This is a genomic window from Bacillus sp. FJAT-18017 (genome assembly GCF_001278805.1).
Taxonomy (GTDB): Bacteria; Bacillota; Bacilli; order Bacillales; family Cytobacillaceae; genus Bacillus_D.
Window position 1 is genome coordinate 4,665,285 of sequence record NZ_CP012602.1, and the last position, 26,654, is coordinate 4,691,938.

Genomic DNA, 26,654 nt, shown 5'->3' on the forward strand with positions numbered 1-26,654 from the left:
AATTTTCGCATCCTAATAGATTGAAATAATCATTAGAGTCATTGGATACATTTCCTTGCTTCAAAAGTATTAAAATGCTTCCAATAAAGGTTCTTAGCTACATTTTGGCTATTCTAAAGCATTGAAATGTTTCCAATAGAGATTCTTGGCCACATTTTCACAATTCTAGAGCAGCGAAATGGTGCCAATAGAGATTAAATGGCTAGAATTTCACGTTGCTCCTACGGAACTCCATACACTCATGATGGATTTACTGCATTACGTCCGGTACGATGCATTAATTTTGATATAGTCATAGGTTAGATCGCAGCCCCAGGCGGAGGCCTGCGCATCACCCTGTTTTAAGTCGATAAAGATGACAACTTCTTCACCCGACAAGTAAACTTTTGCCTCTTCCTCTGAGAATGGGAGCGGAAGCCCATTGGCAAAAACTGAAAAGTGGCCGATGGTTACTTCCACGTCTTCAGGGTTTACAGGGATGCCGCTATAGCCGATTGCCGCTACAATCCTTCCCCAATTGGCGTCTTCGCCGTAAATCGCAGTTTTTACTAGATTGGAAGAAATCACAGCTTTCCCGACTGCCCTGGCCGCCTCTAAACTCTGTGCACCGGAAACCCGGACCTCAATGAGTTTTGTCGCTCCTTCTCCGTCCCTGGCGATTTGTTTTGCTAGTGCTTCACAAACGGTCTTGAATGCTGAACTAAATTCCTGCCAGTCCTGGTGGCTTTCGTTCAGCACCTCGTTCCCGGCTAACCCATTTGCAAGGGCAAGCACCATATCATTCGTGCTTGAATCACCATCAACTGTAATCATGTTAAAGGTTTGGTTGGTTGATTCCTTCAATGCCGAGAGCAAGGCTGGCTGTTCAATATTTGCATCCGTTGTAATGAAAGCAAGCATTGTAGCCATGTTCGGATGAATCATTCCCGAACCCTTTGCAGCACCCGAAATTGTTACGATACTCCCATCTACCTCAACTTGAGCAAACGCACTCTTTATACATGTGTCCGTTGTTAAAATAGCCTTTTGGAAATTTACCGGGCTTTGGTTTTCCGGATTAAGCAGTTTATCAATTCCATTCCGTAGGCATTCCATCGGAAGCAGTTCACCAATTACACCTGTAGAGGTTACTGCGACCAGATGGTCATTGATGCCAAGTTTCTTTGCAAATTGGCTCTGCATTTCATAAGCATCCTCTATCCCCTGTTTGCCGGTACAGGCATTTGCGTTGCCGGAGTTAACAATCAATGCCTGGATTTTCCCCTCAACCTCCAGGCTCTTTTGAGTTACGACAAGCGGTGCAGCTTGAAAGCTGTTCACCGTATACACGCCAGCAGCTGTAGCCGGGATATCGGAGGCAATATAACCAAGGTCTTCCTTCTTCCTTTTTAAGCCGCAATGCATTCCCCCGGCTTTAAAGCCCTTGGGCAATATATAAATTCCCCTTTCCTCCTGATTAATCTTTTCTCCCGACATTGCCTGCACGTAATATTCCTCCCTCGCTTGTTCTCCTGTCCTTTAATCAGGACAAATGTATAATAAATTTTGCCATTAAGGTGTTAAGAACTGCTGTTGGCGACTCTCCGGATTCACTTTTTCTCGCGGGTCGGCAAGAACTGCTTTTGAAGACTCTCGGGATCTATTATTTCCTCGAAGGCTCATCAACGTGGTATTAAATGAATCCTCAATCAATTTTCCCCGCAGGATAGTCACGCTGTATTATGGATATTGAGGGATATCGTATAGACCCGTCCGGATATCCCAGCCATTCATTAAATTCGCATTTTGGATTGCCTGGCCGGCTGCACCCTTCATCAAATTATCGATAACAGAAACAATTGTAAGCCGCCCGGTCCTTTTATCTGAAAAAAGGCCAATATCGCAAAAGTTACTGCCATAAACTTCTTTTGTTGCCGGCAGGCTTCCTTCATCCCTGATTCGGACAAAGGGATTGTTTTTATAAAATTCACTGTAAAGTCCAATGATCTCTTTTGTAGAAATGGCTTGTGATAAATTCACATAAATCGTTGCCATGATTCCGCGTGTCATCGGTGCAAGATGGGCTGTAAACGTAACTGTAATTTCCCTTCCAGACTGCTCGGATAGAATTTGCTCAATTTCCGGGATATGCTGATGAGTGCCTAATTTGTAAGCTTTCATATTCTCATTGACCTCAGAGAAATGAGTTCCAAGTGAGGCACCCCGCCCGGCACCCGAGACGCCGGATTTTGCATCAATAATAATTGAACTCGTATCTGCGAGCCCTGCCTTTATAACAGGCAGCAGTCCCAACAGGGAAGCCGTTGGATAACAGCCTGGATTTGCAACAATTCGAGCGCTTTTGATTTCTTCCGTATACAGTTCGCTTAATCCGTATACTGCTTCTGCAATCACTTCCGGCTCTGCCGGGGTGTGTTTATACCATTCCTCATACTGATCGGGGGACTTTAACCTTAAATCCCCAGATAAGTCGATACATTTAGTTCCATTTTCGATTAATTGGGGAACGAGTGATTTACTGATTCCTGAAGGAACGGCCAAGAATGCGATATCTGCAGACTCACTTATTTTTTTCGCATCAAAGCTTACCATCGTAACATCCAGCAACTCTCCTGTATGGGGAAACACGCTGCTAATGTCAGTTCCTCCACGTGAACTCGAAATGACTGGCCCCAATTCAAGCTCAGGATGTTTATCTATCAGCCTCATCAATTCGATGGCACTATATCCTGTGCCTCCGATAACTGCTGTTCTCACTGCATCCCCTCCCTTATATTGAATCATTATAATCATAGATTAATAATTATGCAACCCGTCTTTTAAAAATATTTCTGTTTTTTTGAAAAATAGTAAAAACGCCTAGTGTAATCTATGTTATATTTATTTAAACTTTCACCCTTCATGCATAATGATGTATATTTATTAAAATAAATAATAAAAAAGCCACAGCTGACGGAATCCTCTGTGGCAAATTTATCTTTATTTACTTTGAAAGGTTATTTACCGCGATACTGACTACCCACTCACAAACTGCTAAAAGCATTACTCACTGACTCTATCAATCCGGTTAGTCCAAACCCATCCAGAATACCCTTCCGGCACCCGTTTTATATCCTCTTTAGTGTCAAACCCTTCTGAAAAACCTCCATCTCCCGCAACTAAAACCACTCTTGTTCCTGCACTATCCATCCTGGAACTAAATTTTCCCGGCCAGCCCCAGATAACGGGTGCAATTTTCTCGGGGATATGAAGCTGGGTGTTCTTGCAGGCATCCGGTATAAATCCAGTCCAGCCAATCGCCATATACGGAAGGAGGCAGCTTTTTAAGGTAGCCTTCGACATCGCCCGCACCTCTGGAAGCTCTTTTAACAGCGATGCGATAGGTTCGTCTCCGCCGTATACCGATATATGCTCTAATCCACTTACAGTACGCAAATAGTCAGCCAGCATTTTCCCCTCATTGGGATCATTGCTTTTAATATGAAGCAACAACTCCTTATCCGGAAACTCAACTAGCACCTCCTCAAGAGAAGGCATTAACCCCACGCCTTTCCCCCGGAAAGGATATGTCTTTCCGTTGTCGGCGGTATACCCATAACCAATATCAAGGGCCTTAAGGTTTTCCATAGTGTTGTCTCGGGTAACTCCAGTTCCATTTGTCCTGCAGTCGAGAGTCCAATCATGGAATACAGCAAATTCACCATCCTTCGTCGGATGGATATCAATTTCGACTATATCTGCCCCTGCTGCGAATGCTGCTTCCATTGACGGCAGTGTGTTTTCTAAATACTGATGTTCGGGTGGGTAAATTCGCTCGGCCGTACATGTTTCATTGGTAATCCCGTCCATCGGGAAGGTTTGTGCCAAGCCCCGATGAGCCAGGAGCAGGGGTTCTGCCTTGCTATTGGAAAAATAAGAAGTGTTATTCAGGAATATAAATAAAACAAGGATAATGAGGGCTATTATTGCGCGCTTCCACTTCCTTTTCATGTTTTCCATCTCCTTTTAAAAAGCATTGCCCAAATGGACAATGCCCCGAAAATTATCAGCTGGTTGTTTTTGCAAAAATGCATGTGGAAGAGAGATTCCCCTCTACATCAATACTATCATTTTTCAAGATCCCTTCCAGTTGGAAACCGAGCCGTTCCGGAATCTTTCTGCTTTTTTCATTTCTCGAGTCACAGCGGATTTCAACCCGTTTTGCACCAAGCTCCTTGAATGCGAAATTTGCAATCCCTTTTGCAGCCTCTGTCATAAAGCCCTTTCCACCAAAACGGCTGTCTATCCAATAGCCAATCTCAAATTTAGGAACATCCCAGTTGATCCGATGAAGCCCCGACGATGCAATCAAATCTCCGGTTCTCTTATTAAATACAAGCAGCCTTAAGTCTTGCCTCATTAAAAACTTTGCATGTGATTCCCTGATGTTTGCCTCGACATCATCCTCGCTTTGGTTAGCATGTGCCCAGGGCATCCATGGTTTCAACTCTTCGAGCGAAGCCTGGATGGCCTGGTACACGGCACTTCCATCGCCTGGTTTCGGCATTCTGATTAAAAGTCTTTCTGTTTCAAATTCTGAAGGAAATTCCAGCAAAACCGGATTCATTCTCCCTTCCCCCTTTTATTTTTTTATGTAATCAACAGTCCTATTTAAAGCAGTATGCCATCTTCCTGTTCAAATGCTGCAAGGAACGAAACTGCCACTTCGACCGATTTTCGCCCTGTCTATTTTTGTTACTCATTTCAAGAGTCAACCCGGCTCTATAACCCAATCGAAAAAAACTGCTTTTATTATCCAAAGTTTACATTATGATTCCACAGTAGTCCATGCGATAAGATATTTTCTGCATATCTTACTGTCAGGAGAATGGGAATATTTAATCTGTTCCAGGATACTAATGGCAATGATAATTTTGAAGAAAAGCCCTTTTTACTTCAAAAAAATCAAAAAACACTCCTTCATCAGGAGTGCAACTTTATTCCCAAGTGTTCATTTTGCTTTACTATTGAAATAAATAAAAAGGTTCGTCAGCCATTTTGCCAAAAGGACCACAACCAGATAACAGATAAATAAGGTTAGGTAATTCGTCCCTTGCTTCAGTACCATTAGATTAGCAGAAACATAAATAGGCTTAAAAATGAATGCAAGTATTGCCGATACAATAATCGTTATACAAGTAGTAATTTTTATTTCTATTCAACGTCCATTGATAGGTAAGCATAAACACGACCGGAATCAGCGATACATCCAGTGTGAAGCTTGAAGGCAGTATAGGGAAGACTTTATATGGGTAAAAAACCTTACCGTGAGTAGAGTTGTATGCATCAATATACGTAAATATGAAATGAACACAAAATCCATAAAAACCGAGTAGGAAAGCTCGTTTTCTATCAATAGTAAAAAATAAAAGGATAAGCGGGACAATGAGCAAGGCAGCATTTACCCAAAACTGCAAGGAATCGAAGGACGAGTATTCCCGCCAGTAAGTGTTCCACACTTCTGTTAAACTCTTTTCCAGTGACTCAATATTATTGATCATATCTTGCTGTTTGTCAGGCATGGTTCACCCCCGTCACACAGGATAGGGTTATTTTGCTAAGTGCCGCCTGATTTTATTCTACATTAAACCGAGGGCAAAAAAAGTGCCCCTTCAAGCATAGTTATATGCCTTCAGGGACAGCCACCTTTCTTCTTATACTAGTATCATTGAGCTGAGTACTTTCCGTGAACCCTTTGCTAATGTTGCCATAAAGCTGGTAAATTTTTAATCCCGGGTTTACCTCAAGCAATTTATCCATATCCTTTTCCTTACCCTTCACAATAATTGCCTTTTCTGGCGCAATGCCTATTACTTCGAAGGATTCCAATACGAATAGGCTCGTTTGTTTTGTTAGAACAACCCATTTTTGCAACGGGGCCTTTTTAAACTGGACATTCTCTTTCCCTTCAAAGTAACAGCCCTGTTTAGGGTTAAGCTGGATTAAATCCTCTACAATGGCACTTGCAGTTGGAAGCTTCCCGGCACCTGGACCTTGAAGGGTTAAATTCCCGACAATATCCGCATCTATGGAAACTGCATTTTGAACACCCTCAACCGAGTACAACGGATGCGAGGGAGCAACAAGCACAGGTTTAACGGAGCATCTGATGCCCCGGTTCCCTTTTTCAAGTGAGATGACATGCTTTACACGCAATCCACACTCTGAAAAGAGCCGAATTTGAGAGTGGGAAATTCCTGATATGCCCTTCCTTGTTACCCTCTGCCACTCCGGCTGCTCCCCAAACGCAATTTGACTAAGCACCATAGCTTTATAAAAAGCATCATAGCCCTCTATATCACTGCTTGGGTCTGCCTCGGCATATCCTTTATCCTGGGCAGCCTGAAGTGCCTTATGGAATGAAACTCCCTCCACACGCATTTTGGACAATATATAATTGGAGGTTCCGTTAACAATTCCTTCTATCTTTATGATTTTGTTAACATTCAAAAGTGTTCTGACCGTTTGAATTGCAGGGATTCCACCGGCAACAGTCGCTTCAAACCCACAGGCAACATGATATCTGGAAGCATGTTCAAGAAGTTCACTTCCATGGTAAGCAAACATTTCCTTATTCGCGGTTATAATGTGGCAGCCTCTTTCAATTGATTTTTTCAAATAAGTATAACCTGGTTCCCTGCCAACAATTGCTTCTATTACTACATCAAGTTTCGGCAAATTTAATATGTCATTAAAATTTGAGGTAAGGAGGATGTCATCATCTTGCACTTGATGTTTTTCAACATCCCTTACAAGTATGGCCGCGACCTTTACATTTTTACCAAGGATTGCTTTTAACCTTACCTGATGGGACTTAATTGTTTCATATACTCCTTTGCCGACTGTGCCAAAGCCCAATAGTGCAACATGGATGTCCTCCACTTAAATCCCTCCTCAAATTTTTAGGGAAGCCTTGAGAATTCCTCCCCACTTTGAAAACTCGGCAAGGAATCCGTCATGCCCGAAGTCAGTCTCCACTTCAACATAATCAGCCTTTTTCCCAACCTCCTGCAATGCTTCCGCAATTCCCTTAACATGTTTGGGAGGATACAGCAAGTCACCCGTATAGCCTAACAGCAGGGTTTTTGCATTAATCTTCTGAATAGCCTTCCTCCACCCAAGCCTTCCTCTGCCAATATCATGCGAATCCATTGCCTCCAACAAGTACAAATAGCTGTTGGCATCAAAACGGGAAGCAAGCTTTTGCCCCTGATATTTTAAATAGGATTCAATCTGAAAAGTTTCTCCATCTTTTAGCTCTCTGTTAAATCTCTGATTGAACATAGTGCCGGTCCGGTACGTGACCATTCCGACCATCCTGGCGATTTCCAATCCAGCAATCCTGTCTGTCTCTGAATAGAAGCCACCTTTCCAGACTGGGTCCTGCATGATGGCGTTACGGCCTATTGCGTTAAAAGCAATTCCATAATCACTTAAGAAAGGGGTAACGGCCATTGGAATGATTAGATCGGTAAAATCAGGGTATGCAATTGCCAATTCGAGCACTTGCATACCTCCAAGAGACCCTCCAATCGCCGCTTTTAATTTATCGATACCAAGTTTGCGGAGTGCCAGGTACTGTGCATGGACAATGTCTCTTATCGTTATTTTTGGAAAGCCGAATTGGTACGGTTTGTTCGACAGCGGATTTTTACTAGTTGGACCAGTTGATCCCGAGCAGCCTCCCAATACATTGAACGTAATAACCTCATATTCATTCGTATCGATATACTTTCCATCGCCAATCAGTCCATGCCACCAGCCGGGATAGTTTTCCGTACCAATCGTAAACTGATTTCCTGTTAGAGCATGGCAAACCAGGATGATAGGGCCTCCCCTATTCCCGGTCCTTTCGAAGGATAGCTCAGTTTCAGGGAGTATCACACCGCTTTCAAGTACAAGGTCACCGACTTTTATCGTTCCATATTCCGGCGGAGCTGCCGTTTCAAAACGTATCGATGAATGTTCTGCTCTCATCGATTAAGCTGTTCCTCAGGTGCGGCAGAAACACTTGCAGCCTTCAAGAAAGCCTGGTCTAAGTCTTCCTTCAGATCCTTTACAGTTTCAAGTCCGACTGAAAGTCTGATGAGCTCTTCGGTTACGCCGCTTTTCACAAGATCCTCTGCACTGAGCTGCTGGTGTGTAGTAGAAGCCGGATGGATAATCAGTGACTTTGCATCACCAACATTTGCAACATGGGACCACAGTTTGATATTGTCGATAACCTTTTTACCTGCTTCCCGGCCGCCTTTAATGCCGAAAACAATAATCGAGCCATAGCCCCCGCCAAGGTATTTTTTTGCAAGCTGATGGCTTGGATGTTCCTCGAGGCCTGGAAATGAAACCCACTCGACCGCTGGATGGTCTTTTAAGTACTGTGCAATCTCAATGGCATTCTCATTGTGCTTTTGAATTCTCAGGTGCAATGTTTCAAGTCCCTGCAGAAGGAGGAAAGCACTTTGCGGGCTTAACGATGAGCCAAAGTCCCTCAAAAGCTGTACGCGAAGCTTAGTGATGAAGGCGAGCGGACCGACATCCTGGGCAAAGCGAAGGCCATTATAACTAGGATCCGGTTCAGTAAAGCCAGGGAATTTATCACTATTCCAATCAAATTTTCCTGCATCGACAATAAGACCGCCGATTGTTGTACCGTGCCCTCCGATCCACTTAGTTGCTGAATGAACGACGATATCCGCTCCCCATTCGATAGGCCTGCATGAGTACGGAGATGCAAAGGTATTGTCAATGATAAGTGGAATGCCATTTTCATGGGCAATATCCGCAACCGCCTCAACATCTAAGACATTCAAGCTTGGGTTGCCAATGATTTCGCCAAAAATCACCTTTGTTTTAGGTGTAATTGCCTCACGGAAGTTCTCAGGGTTGGTCGAGTCGACAAACCGCACATTGATTCCAAATTTGGGAAGGGTTACAGCGAATAAGTTAAATGTACCACCATATAGGTTTTCCGCGGCTACAATCTCATCACCAGCCTCAGCCAGGTTCATAATCGCCAAGGAAATAGCGGCCATTCCGGAAGAAACAGCAAGGGCAGCCGCGCCCCCCTCAAGAAGGGCAATTCTTTTTTCCAGTACATCAGTTGTTGGATTCATAATCCTTGTGTAAATATTTCCTGACTCCGCAAGAGAAAATAGGTTCTGTGCATGGTCGGTATCCTTAAACACATAGGAAGTTGTCTGGTAAATAGGGACTGCCCTAGATCCAGTTACCGGATCAGGGGTTTGCCCACCATGCAATAATAGTGTTTCTAGGCCAAAGTTTTCATTTTGATTTGTCATTATGTGAATCCCTCCAATTTTTAATTCCTATTGATTTAGGCAGCAAATGAATAATTCATATAAAAAACCCCTCTCCATAAGAAGAGGGGTTTCCTCCTCTTATCTTCCAGGCAAAATACACCTGCAGGAATTAGCACCTTTTCAAGTTTTCACTTGAAGGTTGCCGGACTTCATAGGGCCTGACCCCTCCGTCACTCTGGATAAGAGACTATATGTGGTTTTAAATTACTGTTCATTTTACTACCGCTTGTTATAGAGGATTATAAATGAAGTAAGCGGAATAAGTCAACGAAAAATTCTAAATAGTTTCATTTATCTTTTTTTACTGTACCAAACCGATTTATTATGTGCAGGCTTTTTTTGCCATGATTCACTTATGAATATGCCCAAAATAATAAAGGCAAACTAACTTCTGAACCAAAATAAAAGGAGTGAGTTTTGTGAACAAAGGTCCTAAAATAATGCTCTCAGCTTTATTGCTCTTTGGCCTTGCTGGATGTGGTGCTGACAACAATGATAACGGCAATGCCCAAACAAACAGGGTCAGGACGAACAATGTAAGAACAAACAATGCAAACGACAACCAGAACCTCAGGGTTTCGGAAAAAGCAGCCCGTGCTGTTGAGCGCCTTGACAGGGTCGACAGGGCTCATGTCATCATTTCAAACAACAATGCATATGTTGCCGTTAGACTTGGCGATGATCAAAATAATGGCAATCGCGCCAATACACAAGGTAACCAAAACGGTAATGACAACAACCTGCTGGAAAATGGCCGAATCAACCAAAATGGTGATGACGGAATCATCAATGGCAAAGGTGATGCAGGAAATAAAGGAAATGGAAATGGAAATAACGGCAACAACCAGGGAATGAACGGAATGAATAACAATAACAATGGAGGAGCTGTCGGAAATGATACAGGCAGTTTCGGTTATGACACAGGAACAGGCAGCGGTGTTGGCTTAGGATATGGAGTCGGGAACGGCACATTTATCCAAAATGACATGAACAACAATCAAGGCGGAAATAACAATCAAGGTGGAAATAACAGGACATTCGGCGGTAACAATGGCGATATTATTCGTGACCAGGACTATAAAAATGTCTCGACTGCTTTCGACCAAAAAATTGCTGACCAGGTTCGGACTGCGAACAAAAGGATCCACAGAGTTTACATTTCGTATAATGACGATTTTTATAACACCATGAACAATTACGCAAACGATATTGATAATGACCGTAATGGACGTGGACTATTCAATGACTTTACCGACACGATGCAGGATGTATTCAACGTAGACAACCGCAGGTAATCTAAAAGTCGCAAGCGCCTAATGACAGGCAAAAAGCCGCCTGTCTCTGCGATGTTAATTCAAGGATGCTTACCTTTGTGTCACTGCGATGATTACTCTTGGAGCTTTCCTTAGTGTTCAGCTCCGTATGGCCTCCTCGAAAATCCTCTTTACGCTATCGCGTAAATTCGTGGAATGTAACTTCGGGGAAACCTTTCTGGAGCTATCACTTTTTCTTAGTGCAATGTGTATGCAGCCGAAGCATTCCTTGTAGAGCTAGATTGAACCAGCCCCTAGAGACAGGTAAAATGCGCCTCGTGACAGGCAAAGAGCCGCCTGTCTCTGCGATGTTAATTCAATGATGCTTTCCTTTGTGTCCCTGTGCGGGAGAAGGATACCGGGTGAAAAAAATGCCCTCTCTCTATTTTAAGAGTGAGGGCATTCACATTTACTTTATTCCTTCTTCAATTTCTTTAGCCATTTCCGTTACTGAAACAAGGCCTCCGCCTGACAGGTACCAGTAATCCGGATCCAGGTAAACGATGTTATCATTTTTATAGGCCTTTGTCTTTTTAATAAGGTCATTTTCAATAAGTGGTTTTGCAGAAGAACTTCCTTCCTGGACGACAGCTCCGCGGTCGATAACAAACAAGTAATCAGGATCTTGTTCCAGAATGTATTCGAAGGAAATGGTCTGTCCGTGTGTTGAAACCTCAATGTTTTTATCTACTGGCTCTATTCCGAAGTTGTCATGGACAATCCCAAACCGCGAGCCTGAGCCGTATGCACTTAACGAACCTTCATTCGCTAGTACAATGAGGCCATTTTTGCCAGTCGCTTTTCCTTGTTCATTCAAGGAATCAATTGTTTTTTGTACCTCAGAAAGCTTTTCTTCCACTTCAGCTTCTTTTCCAAAAATTTTACCAAGTGTTGTTGTATTTTCTTTAAAAGACTCAAGGTATTTACTTGTATCAAGCCCCATAAAAATGGTCGGCGCAATTTCATTCAGCTCTTCATACGAATCCTGTTGGCGGCCTGAAATAATAATTAAATCAGGGCCAAGCTCGTTGATTTTTTCAAAATCAGGCTCTTTAATTCCACCGACATTTTCATATTCAGACCCTTTGTACTTTTCAAGGTATCCAGGAACTGTTTCTTGAGGTAGTCCTGTCACCTTTACATCGAGTTCATCAAGAGTATCAAGTACACCATAATCAAATACTATGACATTTTGCGGATTCTTCTTGACCTTTGTTTCCCCAAGCTGATGGGTGACTGTTATTTTTTCCGATTCATCAGAAGATGCCCCATTGTTCTTCGCATCCGAATTTCCGCAGGCTGCTGTGAATACCATTATCAGTCCAAGCAGAACAGTCAAAACAAAGTTTTTCTTCATTTTATCCACCTCATATAGTTAAGTAGTCTCTAAGTTAGTTATGAGAAAAAGACACAGATATTATTACCATTGATTTCTTCAATATGGAAATCCATGTCGTATACCTTGTTTAGCACTGGACATGAAATGATGTCACAAGTCGGCCCTTCCTGGACTACCTTTCCATCCTTCAGCGCCACAATATAATCAGAATAGCACGATGCAAAGTTGATATCATGAAGGACGATAACAACTGTTTTGCCAAGTTCATCACACAGCCTGCGCAGAACCTTCATAATTTGAACAGAGTGTTTCATGTCCAAGTTGTTAAGTGGTTCATCAAGAAGGATATATTCCGTATCCTGGGCAAGCACCATCGCAATATATGCGCGCTGCCTTTGCCCGCCGCTCAGCTGGTCGAGATATTTATCCTGAATATCTTCAAGTTCCATATAGTTGATTGCCTCATCAACAAGCTTCCAGTCCTCTTTATTCAGCCTTCCCTGTGAATACGGGAAACGTCCAAAAGATACTAGTTCACGGATGGTAAGCTTCAAACTGATATGGTTTGATTGCTTCAGAATTGAGATTTTCTTCGCTAGCTCAGTGCTCTTCTTTTTGCTGATATCGACGCCATCTATCAAAATCTGCCCTTCATCTTTAGTGATTAGTCGGCTAATCATGGAGAGAAGAGTACTTTTTCCCGCGCCATTTGGGCCAATGAAGGAAGTAATTTTACCCTTTTGGATTTTTACAGAGACATTGTCGACAACATTCTTTGTACCGTATCCTTTTGAAACAGAAATGACATCCAACATTTTATTTACTCTCCCTTAGCAAAAGATATATGAAATACACTCCGCCGATAAAGTTGATAATCACGCTCAATGTTGTTGAGAACGTAAATACTCTTTCAACGATAAGCTGCCCCCCAGCAAGGGCAATGATGCTGATTAAAACTGAACCTGTTAAAAGTACACTGTGCCTGAATGTTTTTAGGAATTCATGGGCCACGTTGGCAACCAATAGGCCGAGGAACGTGATAGGCCCAACCAATGCGGTCGAAACTGAAACAAGAATGGCAATTACAACAAGAAGCCGTTTGACAATATAGTCATAATCGACCCCAAGGTTTATTGCATGTTCCTTGCCAAGGGCCATAACATCAAGATATTTAACGAATTTTACTGAATATGCCATGACTGCAATCACTGTTATTAAAGCGAGAATCAATAATTCGGTGTTGACGTTATTGAAACTTGCAAACATACGATCCTGGACAATCTGGAATTCATTCGGATCAATCAGGACTTGCAGGAAGGTTGTAATGCTGGCAAAGAACGTTCCGAAAATGATTCCGACCAGAAGGAGAAGATATATATTTTGCCCTTCCCTCTTAAATAAAAGCCTGTACAGAATGCCGGAAAAAATGACCATCAAGCCTACAGAAATCAGGAAGTTTAGATTTTTATTCACGACCATGACACTCATCGAGCCAAAACCGAAAATCAATACGGTCTGAATAAGCATATAAAGGGAATCGAGCCCTATAATCGATGGTGTCAAAATCCGGTTATTAGTAATCGTTTGGAAAATCACTGTCGATATTGCGATTACTGCACCTGTCAGCGCTATCGCAAGGATTTTTTTCAGACGCCTCGGAAGAGCATAATCCCAGTTCGGACCAAGATCCAAAAATACAAACAGTACGATGGCAAGTAGCGAGAAGGCTGCGAGAAGCAGAATTTTTGTTTTGTTATGCATATGCCTTTCTCCTCATCACCAAATAAAGGAAGATTCCACTGCCGATGACCCCTACTGTCAGTCCAATTGGAATTTCGTATGGATAGATAATGATCCTTCCAAGAATATCGCAGGCCAGGACGAAAACCGCTCCCATCAGGGATGTATGCGCCAGACTGTTCTTTAAATGATCTCCCCTGTACATCGTTACAATGTTTGGAACAATCAAGCCCAGAAATGGAATCATCCCGACTGTCAAAATTACTAGCGCCGTAATCAGCGCCACAATGCTAAGGCCTATATTAACAATCTGCTTATGGTTCAGGCCAAGATTTGTTGCAAATTCTTCGCCCATCCCCGCAATTGTGAATTTATTAGCATATAGGAACGCAACTACAAGAAGCGGAATGCTTATATAAAGAAGTTCGTATCTCCCTTGTATCATCATGGAGAAATTCCCTTGCAGCCAGGAGGACATGTTCTGGATCAGGTCATTTTTATAAGCGAAAAACGTGGTGATCGAGCCAACTATATTTCCGAACATCATTCCTACGAGCGGTATAAAAATAGCATCCTTATATTTTACTCTGTCGAGGATCTTCATAAATATGAATGTACCTGCTAAGGCAAAGGCAAAAGCGACTAGCATTTTTACAAAAGGGCTGGCAGATGTGAACAGCATTAGTGAAACAAGAATACCAAGCCTTGCGGAATCCATTGTTCCAGCAGTAGTCGGAGAAACGAATTTGTTTCGCGTTAGCTGCTGCATAATGAGTCCACTAATACTCATCCCCACCCCGGCAAGGATGATACTCACCAAACGAGGAATACGGCTTGCAAGCAGTATGTCCGCTTGGTCTCCGCTCAAACTAAATAAATCGAGCGGGCTTATATCAGTGACCCCAATAAATAGGGATGCAATGGATAGGATGATAAAAGCTGCAATTAAATAAATCAGTCTCATGTGGCTTTCCCCAGGCCTTCAAAATTTTAGGTTCATTGTCTAATAGAGAATTATTATCATTTACTCATAAAAAAAAGGTGAAACAGTGTTTTTAATGTTTTCACTATGGTTAGTGAATTATCTTACAAGTTTAATGTTAATGATATTCATTCTCATTGTCAATCAGTTTTGACTTTTAAATGTGGCAAAAAGCAAAACCTTCATTATTATCTCTCAGTTATTTTCTGATATGTATTTTCCTGTAATTATATTGTTATTTTATCCACAATTAATTGAACCAGGAACGTAAAAAGCGGCTAAAGAAAGCTTAGCCGCCACGTTATTACTTTTTAAATTCTGTATAAATATGAATTGCATCCCTCAGGAACTTTGCAGTGCCTGGCTGGTCCTTATCATAATATGAAGTAAAACGTTCGTCATCAACATACATCTGTGCAAGACTGGCGTGAGCCTCCTTGCTATAGCTGCTCCAGTAAAACATCAGCCACTTCTTATGCAATCCCGCAGCCTTTTGAGCGAGTTCTCCGGCAGGATTACCGGTTTTGAAGGCTTCTGCCAATGTACGCTGAACCTCCACAGCAAGTTTCGTCACTTCTTCATGCTGTTCCGGCGTCATGCTCTTTACTTTCGCATACGATTGCTCAACTTCATCTTTTCCATACTTTTGTCTAATCTCATCCCCGTACTTTTCTTCATTCTCCTCAATCATCTTTTGTTTGAAGCCTTCAAATTTTTCTTTGTCACTCATCGTAGAACTCCCTTCCTTTGATTTAATTGTTTTTTCCACATTGGCTATCAACAGCTCAAGCTGTCGCCTCTTTTCCAGGAGTTTTTCGCGATGGCCCCTTAAAGCAGCCACCTCATTGAAGCCTGGCGCAATGATGATATCCTTTATTGTTTCAAGTGGCACATCAAGCTCCCTGTAAAATAGGATTTGCTGCAGCCTGTTCACCTCGGCGCTTCCATAAATACGATAACCCGATGAGTTTATTCTTGCCGGCTTAAGGATACCTATTTCATCGTAATACCGTAATGTCCTGGCACTAATCCCCGCCAGATCGGCAAGCCTCTGTACCGTATATTCCATCTGAATCCCTCCTAAATCCCACTGTATACCTTTACGTTGCGTGAAGGTCAAGGGGATCATGAATAAATGGGCAATCTTTTTCGGAAAGGTGAAGCCCAACATTGTTTTGACTAGTGAATGTTAACTATAAAGGTTTCAATTTTGATGGTTATTTGGTGCCACTTTTACCGGAATATATAGTACTTCATAGCATGGTTACTGCCTGTGAGTAACTAACCCCTGCACGGCATAGGCTAGTCCCTGCCTGTCAGCGCCTAGTTATTCTCAATTGCAAAATCGGACTGTTACTAGTGAAATCCAAGCTATTTTAACTCTTTCTTACTATATAAATTAAGGCTATCTAACTGACTAATCCATGTAAACTTATAATCCTTCCGCTAAAAAAAGCCCCTCCCTGACAGGAGGTTCCTGCCTTGGGAGGGGCTTTCATACAGCTAGCGGTTAATACGTTTTAGCGGATCCAACAGAGGAATAACCACTGTAGTATTTTTTTCCGCTAACGGTTTTGACCGCACGCACTTTGTAGTAGTATGTTTTACCTTTTGTTAGCTTTGTATTGATCACGCTTGCGACACTGCCCTTTGTAACAGTCGCTACTTTGGTATATTTGCCAGATTTTGAAGTAGCGCGATATACCTCATATCCTGTTGCTTCGCTTGAAGCCTTCCAGGATACCTTAAGTGAAGTAGCCGAATACCTCTTTACAGACAGGCCTGTCGGTGTAGCAAGAACTGGAGCCTTGCTGACTACTGCGGAATTAGGACTCACTACTTTTACGCCATCTACCCTCTGGTAGGAAACAACTTTATAATAATAAGTTTTTCCTGGAGTCAACGCGCCATTTGTGTAGCTTGTTGCCGTTCCGCTTGTTAAAGTTGCAATTTTGCTGTATGTGCCGTACTTGGAAGTTGAACGATAAACTTCATAGCCTTGTGCACCAGACACTTTACCCCAGCTTATTTTCACCTTGTTATAGCCGGCAGAAGCTGCTTTAACAGATGCAGGAGCGGCAATCTTTACAAACTTGGCATAAAGATTAGTATTTCCAGCTACTGCTTTGCTGAAATTGAACTTAGTCTTAAGAGCTTGATCTGAGTACCAGCCGATGAATGTATATCCTTTCTTCACCGGTTTTGCAGGAGCCTTTAACGTACTGCCCTCAATGACATTCTCAGTTTTATAAACTTTACCATCAACGTAGTAGTTAACAGTAAATGTTTCTTTGCCGCGGAATACATTGACTTCCTTGGTTGTCTTGTTGCCTGCAACGTCGACTACTTCAAGCAAGAATGTATTCACACCAGGCTGCAGGGGCAGCGTTGTTTTAACAGTATGGCTATAACCATCCATCACATATGGTTCAGGAAGCGGGTTATAGAATTCTTCACTTCCATCTACGTAAAAGCGGACTTCGTCAAAATTATCAGAAAGAGTTGCTGAAAGCTCAACAGAAGTCGTATCTTCACTTACCTTTGCAGGTACGGATACATCCAGGCCAGGAGCTTGTGTATCAACAAAAACATGACGCAGGAAGTCAGCTGCCTTATTACCGGCGACATCTGTTCCGGCAAATCTGATTTTATGAAATCCATCTTCTAGAGTAAGAACCGTATCGAAATCCCAACGTTTCGTTGTTTCGTTCCATTTCAGCTCAACTTCATTGCCATTGACTGTTAAGCTGGCCGGAGCTGTTTCATCAACAACATATCCTTTTACTGGTACTTGGTTTGTGCTGAAAATACCAAATGGTTCTGGATCGATTGCAAAAATTTGCGGGGCGTCAGTATCATTGACGCCTTTTAGGACTTTCTTAGCAACATTGCCTGCATAGTCGTAAGCTACCAAAGTTACTTCAGAACCTAATGCTGGAGCTTCTTTAAATGTATATGTTCCTGCATCCCCTGCAAGCGGTAAATCATCTTTGCCAAATACAGAAGTACCATTTAGGAGGACATCCACATACGCAACGCCAGAGCCTTCAACATCGGAGGTTGTGAATGTCAATTGGTCCCCTTTTACTTTTCCATCAACAACTGGTACTTTTGTATCAACGATTACCGGCACTTGTACCTTTTGAGGTTCTTTGCCCGGATAGTCGATAGTAGACACAATTTCATAATAGTATTGTCCATCAGGCACTTTTAAATATTTTACTTTTCCATCCCAAGTTGTTGTAGAGCTATAGGAATATTCCAGTGCAGCTCCACTGTTATAATAATTCTTCCTGACCATTGTATCGGATTTAATTTTCCTAAGGAAGTTCTTATCCTTATCCAGAACCCTGTAATCTACTGTTTTAGCATTCCTTAAGAAAGAAAGAACTGGAGTTGCGCTATCTTTAACACCATCACCATTAGGGGAGAAAGCAATCTTATTTGATTCATATGCTTTCTTTAACGGGTTGTAACCAAGATAACTTCCCTTCTGATCTACCATTCCAGCTGCTTCGTAGTAAGAATTAGCGCCATCGTAGATCATTTCATCCAATACAGGCGCCTCGTTCCAATCCCCGCGGAACCCGACGTACGGAACAGTAAGTTCAGGATACTCATCAGTTGTATTTGTCAGTGTGATAAAGCCTTCTACGAAGTAGCCATTTTCAAACAACTCTTCCAGCGGCTCTCCGAAAGTAGATACATTATTTTTAAGGTCGATCGTAACTGTCAGTTCCGCTTCGTCGTTTGCAGGAACCTTTAATTCCTCTTTATCGAACTTTAGAGGAAGTTCCTCAGTATCCGCATTGAAAATAGCTTGCGCTTCGCCAAGATCAATTCCATATTTAGCATAAATCATATCAGTCAATACAGTTCCGCTTACCTTGTAGGTAACCTCTTTATCTGAGAAGTTTTTCGCCTTAAGTGTAAAGGTAGCTGTATCACCATTAATCTCCTTCAGTGCAACCTTTGCTTCGTTTGTTTTAGCCTCAGTTACAACGACTGGAGTGCTCAATGCGGCATGAAGCTGCATTAATCCTGCACCTTGTCTCCTAGGAGAATAAGGATTTTCGAGATTAAGGGCAACATTATTCGCACCTTTATCCATTACAGGCTTACTGGTGTTCATTAAAATATTTTTCGCGAAATTCACTTTTTCCTTTCCAGTCAATGCGGCGAAATCCTCTTCAATGCGCTGCAGGATTAGTGCTGACCCACCGGCAACATGTGGAGCCGCCATTGAAGTGCCGCTCATCAAACCATATTCATTATTATTTAGAGTAGAAAGGATATTTCCGCCTGGTGCAGTGATCTCCGGTTTGAAATCAAGGTTTGGTGTCACGCCCCATGATGTGAAGTCGGACATCTCACCTGCTGTAGGACTAACAATGGTCTCAATATCGCCTTTGAATTGGACTTCAACCTTTGTTCCTTTGTCAAGCTCCTCTTTAAGCTTAAGGCCATCTGCCTGAAGGATAGAAAGGTGAGGAATTTTAATGGCTGGATCATCTGCCATATTAATCGTTCCGGTTGTATTGTTATAAATAATCGCACCAACTGCCCCTGCTTTCTGGGCATTTAATGTTTTATCAACAAACGCAATGCTGCCGCGTGAAATCAGTGCATATTTTCCCTTGAAATCCTTACCTTCAAACTCGGCAGGAGTTCCTAGGCCAGCTGAAACAACTTCATATTTACCGGTTGTCGTCTTTAAAGGATCCGCTGTTCCGGCAGTGAGGAATTGCAGTTTACCAGTTTCTGTGCCATTTAAAGAATACGTGAAAAGATTCAAATCAACATATTCATTTTCGTAGGATGCTACCTGGAGGGAATCATAGGATAACCCTGGTGATCCGACAACACCCTTGTCAGGATTGGAGGCATATGTGTTATAAAAGCCACTGCCAAGGCGGTCAGAGTTGCCTGCGGAAATTGACATTAATACGCCGTTTTCAACTGCACGGGCTATCGCTTTTTGTTCAGGGTCTTCAGGAGCAACAAACGATGCAGTCGAGCCAAGGCTCATGTTCAGGACATCAGCACCAAGGACAATTGCATCATCAATGGCCTTCACATAAATATCGCTCCATGTAGAAGGCATTTCCGGGTCGTTTCCAAATACTTTCAGGGCAAGAAGCTGTGCTTCAGGAGCAACACCCTTCAATCCCCCGTTCTCCTCATCGCCATTCGCACCGACTGTTCCGGCAACATGCATGCCGTGCATAGATGCTCCTGGTCCCAGATCAAGGATTTCGGCGTTTTCGTCCATATAATTGTACCCATATGGGACTTTTTCGGTATAGAACTTACCCGGGAGGCCCTTTTCAGCTGCAACCTTATCCACGCCTTCCTTTGTAAGGCTTGCTTCGGAGGCATCCGTTAAAACCATGTCTCTGTGGCTTGGGTCAATACCAGTGTCAATGACACCGACAACCATGCCTTCACCTTTATAGTTGTACTCATTCCAGGCTTTTTGGGCCTCGACAAGTTCTTTACTGTATTTCATGTCTGGCAGTTCTTGTGGGCGTTGATATTCATGGGTAATTGTTACATTTTCAACACCTGCAAGATTTCTGATGAGTTGGATTTGTCCAAACTCAACAACACCGCTGAATCCATTGAATGCAGTTGTGAAATTTTCTTTATACTGCATTTTGATAGCTTTTTTGCTTAACAGTTCTTTAACTGATTTTTGCTGGCCAAGTGCTTGGGCCTGCAGCTTATCTTTAGTAGCTTTTGGAAGCTCATTGTATTTTTTTCCTTGCTTTGTGGCATATGTAATCGCCGGTTCTCCTTCTACTTCAACAATGATTCTGACTTTATCAGTGTTTTTATAGCCCGACTTAGCGTCCGTCTTGGAGACAGTTTGCTTTTGGCCTTTTGCGTATTCTGGTTTTGTATTCTGGGACAGGATTGGTTTCCCGGCCCCGAGCGCGCTGTTCGAGAACACTAGCAGAAAAATCATCAAAAGCGCAAAACTTCTTTTTAACTTCAAGCCTCTCACTCCCCGTTGTCTCTTATTCTTTCAAACCTGCTCCTTACCCCCACTGGCAAAGTCTTTACCAGCTTGTCTGACTTTTGTAAAATAACGATTCAAATTTTGGGATAAGAAAAAACACCCTATTCCAATGAACAGAGCATTTGCCTTAACTAAGAAGCATGGAGCCACTCAGCCCCAGATCAGAATCGTATTTTACTACTTAAATGTGTTGGAAATTCCCTCCTCTAAAGGTTTTTAAATACAATTTCAGTTTATTCAAAATATAAACAATAGTCAATTAGTATTTTGTAAATAAATTAAATTTTTGGAAATAACAGAATTATCACATAACCATAAAATTTGAGCCGGCTATTTTATTTTCCTTGTATAGTTGACTTAATTTTCAAATATTATAGAATTATATTTAGTATCTCGAAGTAATTAGGAGGACCGTATGGAAAAAACAGTAGAAAAACGGCTTGTCCGATCCGAAGTACCGGAAGAAACCACATGGGATCTTTCCAGTCTTTTTGCAAATGACGAACAATGGGAAGAAGAATTGAATAAAACAGCGGCTTCACTGACCGAGTTTACAAGATTTAAAGGGCAATTGGGGAGAAATGCAGCCTCCTTGCTGGAATGCCTCGAAGCCCAAGAACAGTTATCTATGAAATTAGTTAAACTAATGACTTATGCCAATCTAAAGCAAACTGCTGATGGGACAGACCCTGCCAACCAGGCTAATTCCGGCAAAGCTGCAGCGGTCAGGACCCAGGCAAACGCTGCACTTTCATTCATTGAGTCTGAAATTCTCTCTCTGCCTGATGGCACTCTGGAACAATACCTTTCCGAGGAGAAAGGGCTGAAGCCATTCCGTAAAACTCTTTTTGAATTGCTAGAAACCAAGAGTCACCGCCTGTCTTCTGAAACAGAGGAAGCACTTGCCGCTCTAGGCGAATTACATAATGCTCCTTATACCATTTATAATTTAAGCAAGCTTGCCGACATGGAATTTTCTCCAATCAAGGATGACCACGGAAACGAACTGCCGGTTTCATTCGCACTTTTTGAAAATAGATATGAATTCTCGGCGGATACACAAGTCCGTCGTAAAGCATACGATTCGTTTATCAAAACACTAAAGCAATACAAAAACACAATTGCTGGGACCTATTCAACCGAAGTAAAGAAACAGGTTGCACTTGCAAAGCTAAGGAAATACAACTCTGTTACCGAAATGCTGCTTGAACCCCAGAAAGTTTCACTGGACATGTACAACAATCAGCTGGATATCATTTTCACTGAGCTAGCTCCACATATGCGGCGCTATGCGACGCTGAAAAAGAAAGTGCTTGGCCTTGAAGAATTGCGCTTCTGTGACTTGAAAGCTCCATTTGATCCGGACTTCAATCCCGAAACGACCTATGAAGAGGCGAGAAATGTCATTATTGAATCCTTAAAAGTAATGGGACCTGAATATACGGGTATCATTAAAAAAGGATTTGACGAAAGATGGGTAGATCGCGCGGACAATGTCGGAAAGTCGACAGGAGCCTTCTGCTCAAGCCCTTATGGAGCACATCCTTACATTCTCATAACCTGGCAGGATAATATGCGAGGCGCATTTACCCTTGCACATGAATTTGGTCATGCAGGCCATTTCTATTTGGCCAATAAAGAGCAGCGAATTATGAATACCCGCCCGTCCATGTATTTCGTTGAGGCACCGTCCACAATGAATGAACTGCTATTGGCACAGCACCTCATGGAAGCCACGGATGATAAGCAAATGCGGCGCTGGGTGATTCTTCAGCTTTTAAGCACGTACTACCATAATTTTGTTACACACCTTCTAGAAGGAGAATTCCAGCGCAGGGTATACTCAGCAGCAGAAAATGGCGGTGCCCTGACCGCAAAATCCTTCAGTGAAATGAAAGGTCAAGTACTTTCTGAATTCTGGGGAGACAGTGTGTCCCTCGATGAAGGGGCTTCCTTGACATGGATGCGCCAGCCGCATTATTATATGGGCCTTTATCCATATACGTATTCCGCAGGTCTGACTGCGTCTACTGCAGTTGCCCAATTGATCCAGGAAGAAGGCCAGCCTGCTGTAGACAGATGGCTTGAAGCGCTTCGGGCAGGAGGAACAAAAACACCTCTTGAACTTATGAAGCATGCAGGTGTCGATATGTCCACTCCTGAACCAATCAAGGTTGCCGTTTCCTATGTTGGTTCATTAATTGATGAACTTGAAAAATCATATGAGTAAACATGGGAGCTAGACGGAGACACACCTGATAGTATCCACAGTAGCAAAATTTAATTCTATCCTTACTAATAAAATGCCCGCCAGCAAAATGGCGGGCATTTCTTTTAGCAAAATTTGTTGCTCATACTTCTATGCAATATACTAAAGTTACCATCATAAGCTTCTACTAATCCTGTTGAAAGGAGTTGCTTCCCATGAAATTAGCAAGGCCGCCTTGTTAACCTGATTGCCCACGTCCCCCTCCTTGTTTGTAAGGTTTGAACCTTACAAATGAAAGGAGAAAAGGACATGAATACTTTCGTTAATATCAGGCTTCTTTATGCCTATAGTTTTTTTCATAGCCTCATCCCCGCGTATGTCATAGAAAGGCTGTTTTGGGAAGACCGCGGGATGACGGTGCTCATGGTTATTTACACTGAAATCATCTATGCTGCCACCATTGTTGTACTCGAGGTCCCAACAGGAATACTGGCAGATAAATGGAGCAGAAAAAATCTTATTTTAGTAAGCGCTGCGCTTGGTTCCATGGAGTTTTTGATTTTACTATTTTCAACGGAATTTTGGCATTTTGCGGCTGTGGTTTTTCTTGCCGGAGTATCGAAGTCGGCATTCAGCGGCGCAGCCAACGCCCTATTGTACGACTCTTTGAAAGCTAGCGGGCTTGAGCACCGCTTTGAAAAGGATCTCGGCTACCTTGATGCCGTTGGTTTTTTTGCCGCTATCCTTGCGGCGTTATCCGGTAGCCTCCTTGCAACTAAATTCGGATTCGAATTTAATTACTGGCTTTCGTATGCAGCAAGTTCCTTATGTATCATTTTAGCTTTTGGCTTAACCGAACCCGTTCTTTTCAAACTGAGAGAAACGAATCACGAGCCGCCTTTGAAAGAATACCTAACTGGTTCAATCAACTTTTTCAAGGCAAAGCCTGAAGTCTGCGTTGTCCTTCTTTCCGGGATGGCCACAGGCGCCGCAATCAATTATATTTACGAATTTTGGCAGCTTTATCTTGACCGGTTGACGATACCGGTTATGTATTTCGGTGTATTCTCTGCGGGAATCATGGTGCTTTCCCTGCCTGGAAGCCTTCTGGCCCATTGGCTAATTGGGAAATTCAGTCATGCCAAGCTTTTAACAGCCGTACTGGTTATTTTAACATGTGGTTTTTCGTACTTGGCAACTATAAAGGGATATACGGGACTGGCAGTCGTCTATCTTATCTGTCTAGCCTCCGGAATGGTCAACCCAATTGTGACAGGCTTTTTGCATCATCGGATTGATACAGATATGAGAGCGACCATTGATTCATTTCAGTCACTTTCCCTAAATGCATTCCAAATTATAACCGGAATCGGCTTTGGCTTTTTTGCTGGCCATTTTGATATTTTCGGCGGGTATGGATTCATTGCAATCCTTTGTGCTATTAGCCTGAGCATCTTTATTCGATTTATCAAATGAACATGAGAAAAGGCGCTATGGGTTCATCCCATGCGCCTTCCTCTTTTGTCATTGGACCGAATAAGCTGCTAGTTTGAAGGGAAAATCTTTCTATAATAATCCAGTTCAAGGATTTTTGCAGAGTAATAGAATTTGCTTTGGACAATAGAAGAAATCGTGTTTATATATTTTTGGTCCACACTTACTCCAGGCACCGGAAGATACTCGCTCGTCACGGCATTATAGCGTCCCTTGTCTGTGATAAAACTTTTATTCATGAAAATAACCAGCGGAGCTTTTTCAGAAAAAATGTCCTGGCCCATTAACAACCTGGAGTCATAATCGAGTCCAAGTAGGTTTGAAAGTGTAGGGATAATGTCAAGGCTTGAAGCAGGCTTATCAATGACCTCTGGTTCCATCCCCTTTGAATAGAGGATAAAAGGGCTCCTGTACAACTCGAAATTCTCTTCAACCTTATGTCCGGCAAGCTCATTGATTGTTTTTGGATCAAGACCATATGGGTAATGGTCCGCACTCAATGCAATCAGTGTTTTTTCAGCAACACCTACCTGTTCAAGCTGAGATAGCAGGCTTTCAAGCGCCCTATCAAGTTCGATTTGAGTCGCAAGATAAGCTTTGGCCTGATTGGATAATGAGAGTAAATCCACATGCTTTTTGTTCTTCCAGGCAATATAATTTCCCGTGAACGAATATTGCATATGCCCGCTTACCGTCATGTAATAAGCGTGAAACGGTTCTTTTCCAATATACTCCGGCACAGTCTTTTCGATCATTTCAAGGTCTGATTCCGGCCATGTTTCTTTTACATTCAGGCCATTTCCCAGCCCTTTATACTCATAGCCCATATTTGGATGAGACAAATCTCTTCGATAATAAGTGTAAGTATGATTATGATAGGCCATTGTTTTATAGCCGAGTTTTTTTAACTGATTTCCCATTGCGAAAGGGAGCAAATTTCGTCCGGATTCCTGAAAGCTCCATACGCCGCTTTTCGGGATAAGGCCAAGCGTGGCAACATATTCCCCATCAGAGGTGCTGACACCCCAAATCGGATTATAAAAATTTGTAAAGTTATATCCCCTATGGATGAGTTTATACAATGTCGGGGTAACTTCCTTATTGACTGCGTAAGGAGAAAAACCCTCGGCAGTAATGAATATCAAATTATAGCCCTTGAATTTCCCTGTATACTCATTTTTTTCTGTCGGCAGTACCTTGCTAAAATAACTGTGCACGCTTTTCAGGTCTTGATTCTTCTCCGCCCTTGCCATGGCTTCAAAGTCTATGTTCATTACATTATACTCTTCAGGTTTTTCCGGCTCCGCATCTGGACTGTCAGGCAGTGGATCTTCAGCCGGCAGTGGGATATCATCCGCGGACGCTTCGAGCCTCGGGGACCAACCTGTCACCATACGCTGCATATCCAGTCTCATTGTCGTAACAAGGCCGAGCTTTTCCATAGAAAGAAGAGGAAGACTGTTTCGGTAATATAAGTCATAGGCTGAGTTGATGCCCTTTCCACTAGCAAAAACGGTCCCGATTCCGGCAATTTGGGCAATGACAAAACAAAGCGCTATTGAAACACGATTGAATTTATCGAGCCTTTGAAAGGATAAAAGCCTCCTACCCCAGAAAACTAACAGCAGCAGGGGAATCATAAACAGTCCCAGCCAAACGATATTCTCAACAAGAAGAGTACGAATATCCTTCCAGAATTCAAAGACCTGGGCACCGTTTCCCGCAGAATACACGCTATAAAACGTTCTGAAGAATTGATAATACATAAATTGGGAGGCATAGAGTACGGTTACGAAGAGGAGAATCAGGCAGGCGATGACATGGCTCGCCGCGCCCCTAAAGAAACTGTTTATAAAATGAAATAAAAAGGCTAACGCTAAAATAAAGATCAGCGAAAGGACGTAGTCACGAATATAAAAGTCTTCAAAAATACCTAATCTGAATGTAAGATCGATAAAAGCGATCGACACGAAATAAAAGATAAGCAGCGAGTCCCTCTTTGCAATTTCAGCCATTTCTCCAACCCTTTCAAAAGCACCGTAATCAATCCGGGTTCTATACGTAAAGTATACTCGTCAAAACTGACGAAATAACTGATTATTTCGTTTCACTGATTCTTTTGTCCAGCCAGGTTTTAGTTTTTTAACAATGCTAAAAAGCCCATCCTTTTTATAGGACGGGCTGTGCATGCTTATT

Annotated in this window: 18 protein-coding genes and 1 riboswitch; of the genes, 3 read left to right on the top strand and 15 right to left on the bottom strand. The window is 42.5% G+C overall.

Annotation, left to right across the window (positions count from 1 at the left end; all coding sequences use genetic code 11):
- Window positions 1-258 precede the first annotated feature (258 nt).
- The 8 genes from argJ to AM500_RS21970 all read right to left on the bottom strand — a co-directional run bounded on the left by argJ (window position 259) and on the right by AM500_RS21970 (window position 9,338).
- A complete protein-coding gene (gene argJ, locus AM500_RS21930) occupies window positions 259-1,476 on the bottom strand; it encodes a bifunctional ornithine acetyltransferase/N-acetylglutamate synthase (protein WP_053601834.1) in 1,218 nt (405 codons plus the stop codon).
- A 243-nt stretch (window positions 1,477-1,719) separates the two neighbouring features.
- On the bottom strand, window positions 1,720-2,757 hold the full coding sequence (gene argC / locus AM500_RS21935; RefSeq protein WP_231688067.1) for an N-acetyl-gamma-glutamyl-phosphate reductase: 1,038 nt from the start codon (window positions 2,755-2,757) through the stop codon (window positions 1,720-1,722).
- A gap of 285 nt (window positions 2,758-3,042) precedes the next feature.
- Window positions 3,043-3,999: a glycerophosphodiester phosphodiesterase family protein gene (locus AM500_RS21940; protein WP_053601120.1), complete on the bottom strand. Its 957-nt coding sequence runs from the start codon at window positions 3,997-3,999 to the stop codon at window positions 3,043-3,045.
- A 46-nt stretch (window positions 4,000-4,045) separates the two neighbouring features.
- On the bottom strand, window positions 4,046-4,606 hold the full coding sequence (locus tag AM500_RS21945) for a GNAT family N-acetyltransferase (protein ID WP_053601121.1): 561 nt from the start codon (window positions 4,604-4,606) through the stop codon (window positions 4,046-4,048).
- A gap of 526 nt (window positions 4,607-5,132) precedes the next feature.
- Window positions 5,133-5,561: a CBO0543 family protein gene (locus tag AM500_RS21955; RefSeq protein ID WP_053601123.1), complete on the bottom strand. Its 429-nt coding sequence runs from the start codon at window positions 5,559-5,561 to the stop codon at window positions 5,133-5,135.
- A gap of 100 nt (window positions 5,562-5,661) precedes the next feature.
- Window positions 5,662-6,921, bottom strand: a complete 1,260-nt coding sequence (locus AM500_RS21960; RefSeq protein WP_053601124.1) for a homoserine dehydrogenase — start codon at window positions 6,919-6,921, stop codon at window positions 5,662-5,664.
- A gap of 12 nt (window positions 6,922-6,933) precedes the next feature.
- The gene (metX, locus tag AM500_RS21965) at window positions 6,934-8,016 is read right to left on the bottom strand and encodes a homoserine O-acetyltransferase MetX (RefSeq protein ID WP_053601125.1); all 1,083 of its coding nucleotides are present in this window, start codon (window positions 8,014-8,016) and stop codon (window positions 6,934-6,936) included.
- Window positions 8,013-9,338, bottom strand: a complete 1,326-nt coding sequence (locus AM500_RS21970; RefSeq protein WP_053601126.1) for a homocysteine synthase — start codon at window positions 9,336-9,338, stop codon at window positions 8,013-8,015. The genes metX and AM500_RS21970 overlap by 4 nt, the downstream gene beginning before the upstream one ends.
- 96 nt (window positions 9,339-9,434) lie before the next feature.
- A riboswitch (SAM riboswitch) is annotated at window positions 9,435-9,545 on the bottom strand.
- 233 nt (window positions 9,546-9,778) lie between these two features.
- Here AM500_RS21970 and AM500_RS21975 point away from each other — a divergent pair.
- A complete protein-coding gene (locus AM500_RS21975; RefSeq protein ID WP_053601127.1) occupies window positions 9,779-10,654 on the top strand; it encodes a YhcN/YlaJ family sporulation lipoprotein in 876 nt (291 codons plus the stop codon).
- 427 nt (window positions 10,655-11,081) lie between these two features.
- On the opposite strand, the gene AM500_RS21980 is transcribed toward AM500_RS21975, so the two are convergent.
- From AM500_RS21980 to AM500_RS22005, 6 genes are all read right to left on the bottom strand, one after another.
- Window positions 11,082-12,029: a siderophore ABC transporter substrate-binding protein gene (locus tag AM500_RS21980; protein WP_053601128.1), complete on the bottom strand. Its 948-nt coding sequence runs from the start codon at window positions 12,027-12,029 to the stop codon at window positions 11,082-11,084.
- A 38-nt stretch (window positions 12,030-12,067) separates the two neighbouring features.
- A complete protein-coding gene (locus AM500_RS21985; RefSeq protein ID WP_053601129.1) occupies window positions 12,068-12,826 on the bottom strand; it encodes an iron ABC transporter ATP-binding protein in 759 nt (252 codons plus the stop codon).
- Window position 12,827: 1 nt separating this feature from the next.
- On the bottom strand, window positions 12,828-13,772 hold the full coding sequence (locus tag AM500_RS21990) for an iron chelate uptake ABC transporter family permease subunit (RefSeq protein WP_053601130.1): 945 nt from the start codon (window positions 13,770-13,772) through the stop codon (window positions 12,828-12,830).
- Window positions 13,765-14,715, bottom strand: coding sequence for an ABC transporter permease (locus AM500_RS21995; RefSeq protein WP_053601131.1), 951 nt, complete (start codon window positions 14,713-14,715; stop codon window positions 13,765-13,767). Before AM500_RS21995 ends, AM500_RS21990 begins: the two co-directional genes overlap by 8 nt.
- Window positions 14,716-15,037: 322 nt before the next feature.
- Window positions 15,038-15,802 (bottom strand): MerR family transcriptional regulator, encoded by a 765-nt coding sequence (locus AM500_RS22000; protein ID WP_053601132.1) that lies wholly within the window; start codon window positions 15,800-15,802, stop codon window positions 15,038-15,040.
- 441 nt (window positions 15,803-16,243) lie between these two features.
- Window positions 16,244-20,731 carry a S8 family serine peptidase gene (locus AM500_RS22005; protein WP_082347339.1) on the bottom strand — a complete coding sequence of 1,496 codons (4,488 nt, stop codon included), beginning with the start codon at window positions 20,729-20,731 and terminating at the stop codon, window positions 16,244-16,246.
- Between the two features lie 439 nt (window positions 20,732-21,170).
- On the opposite strand from AM500_RS22005, the gene pepF reads away from it, so the two are divergent.
- Window positions 21,171-22,985, top strand: a complete 1,815-nt coding sequence (gene pepF / locus AM500_RS22010) for an oligoendopeptidase F (RefSeq protein ID WP_053601133.1) — start codon at window positions 21,171-21,173, stop codon at window positions 22,983-22,985.
- A 288-nt stretch (window positions 22,986-23,273) separates the two neighbouring features.
- A complete protein-coding gene (locus AM500_RS22015; protein ID WP_053601134.1) occupies window positions 23,274-24,440 on the top strand; it encodes an MFS transporter in 1,167 nt (388 codons plus the stop codon).
- A 68-nt stretch (window positions 24,441-24,508) separates the two neighbouring features.
- On the opposite strand, the gene AM500_RS22020 is transcribed toward AM500_RS22015, so the two are convergent.
- Window positions 24,509-26,473: an LTA synthase family protein gene (locus AM500_RS22020; protein WP_053601135.1), complete on the bottom strand. Its 1,965-nt coding sequence runs from the start codon at window positions 26,471-26,473 to the stop codon at window positions 24,509-24,511.
- Window positions 26,474-26,654: the final 181 nt, after the last annotated feature.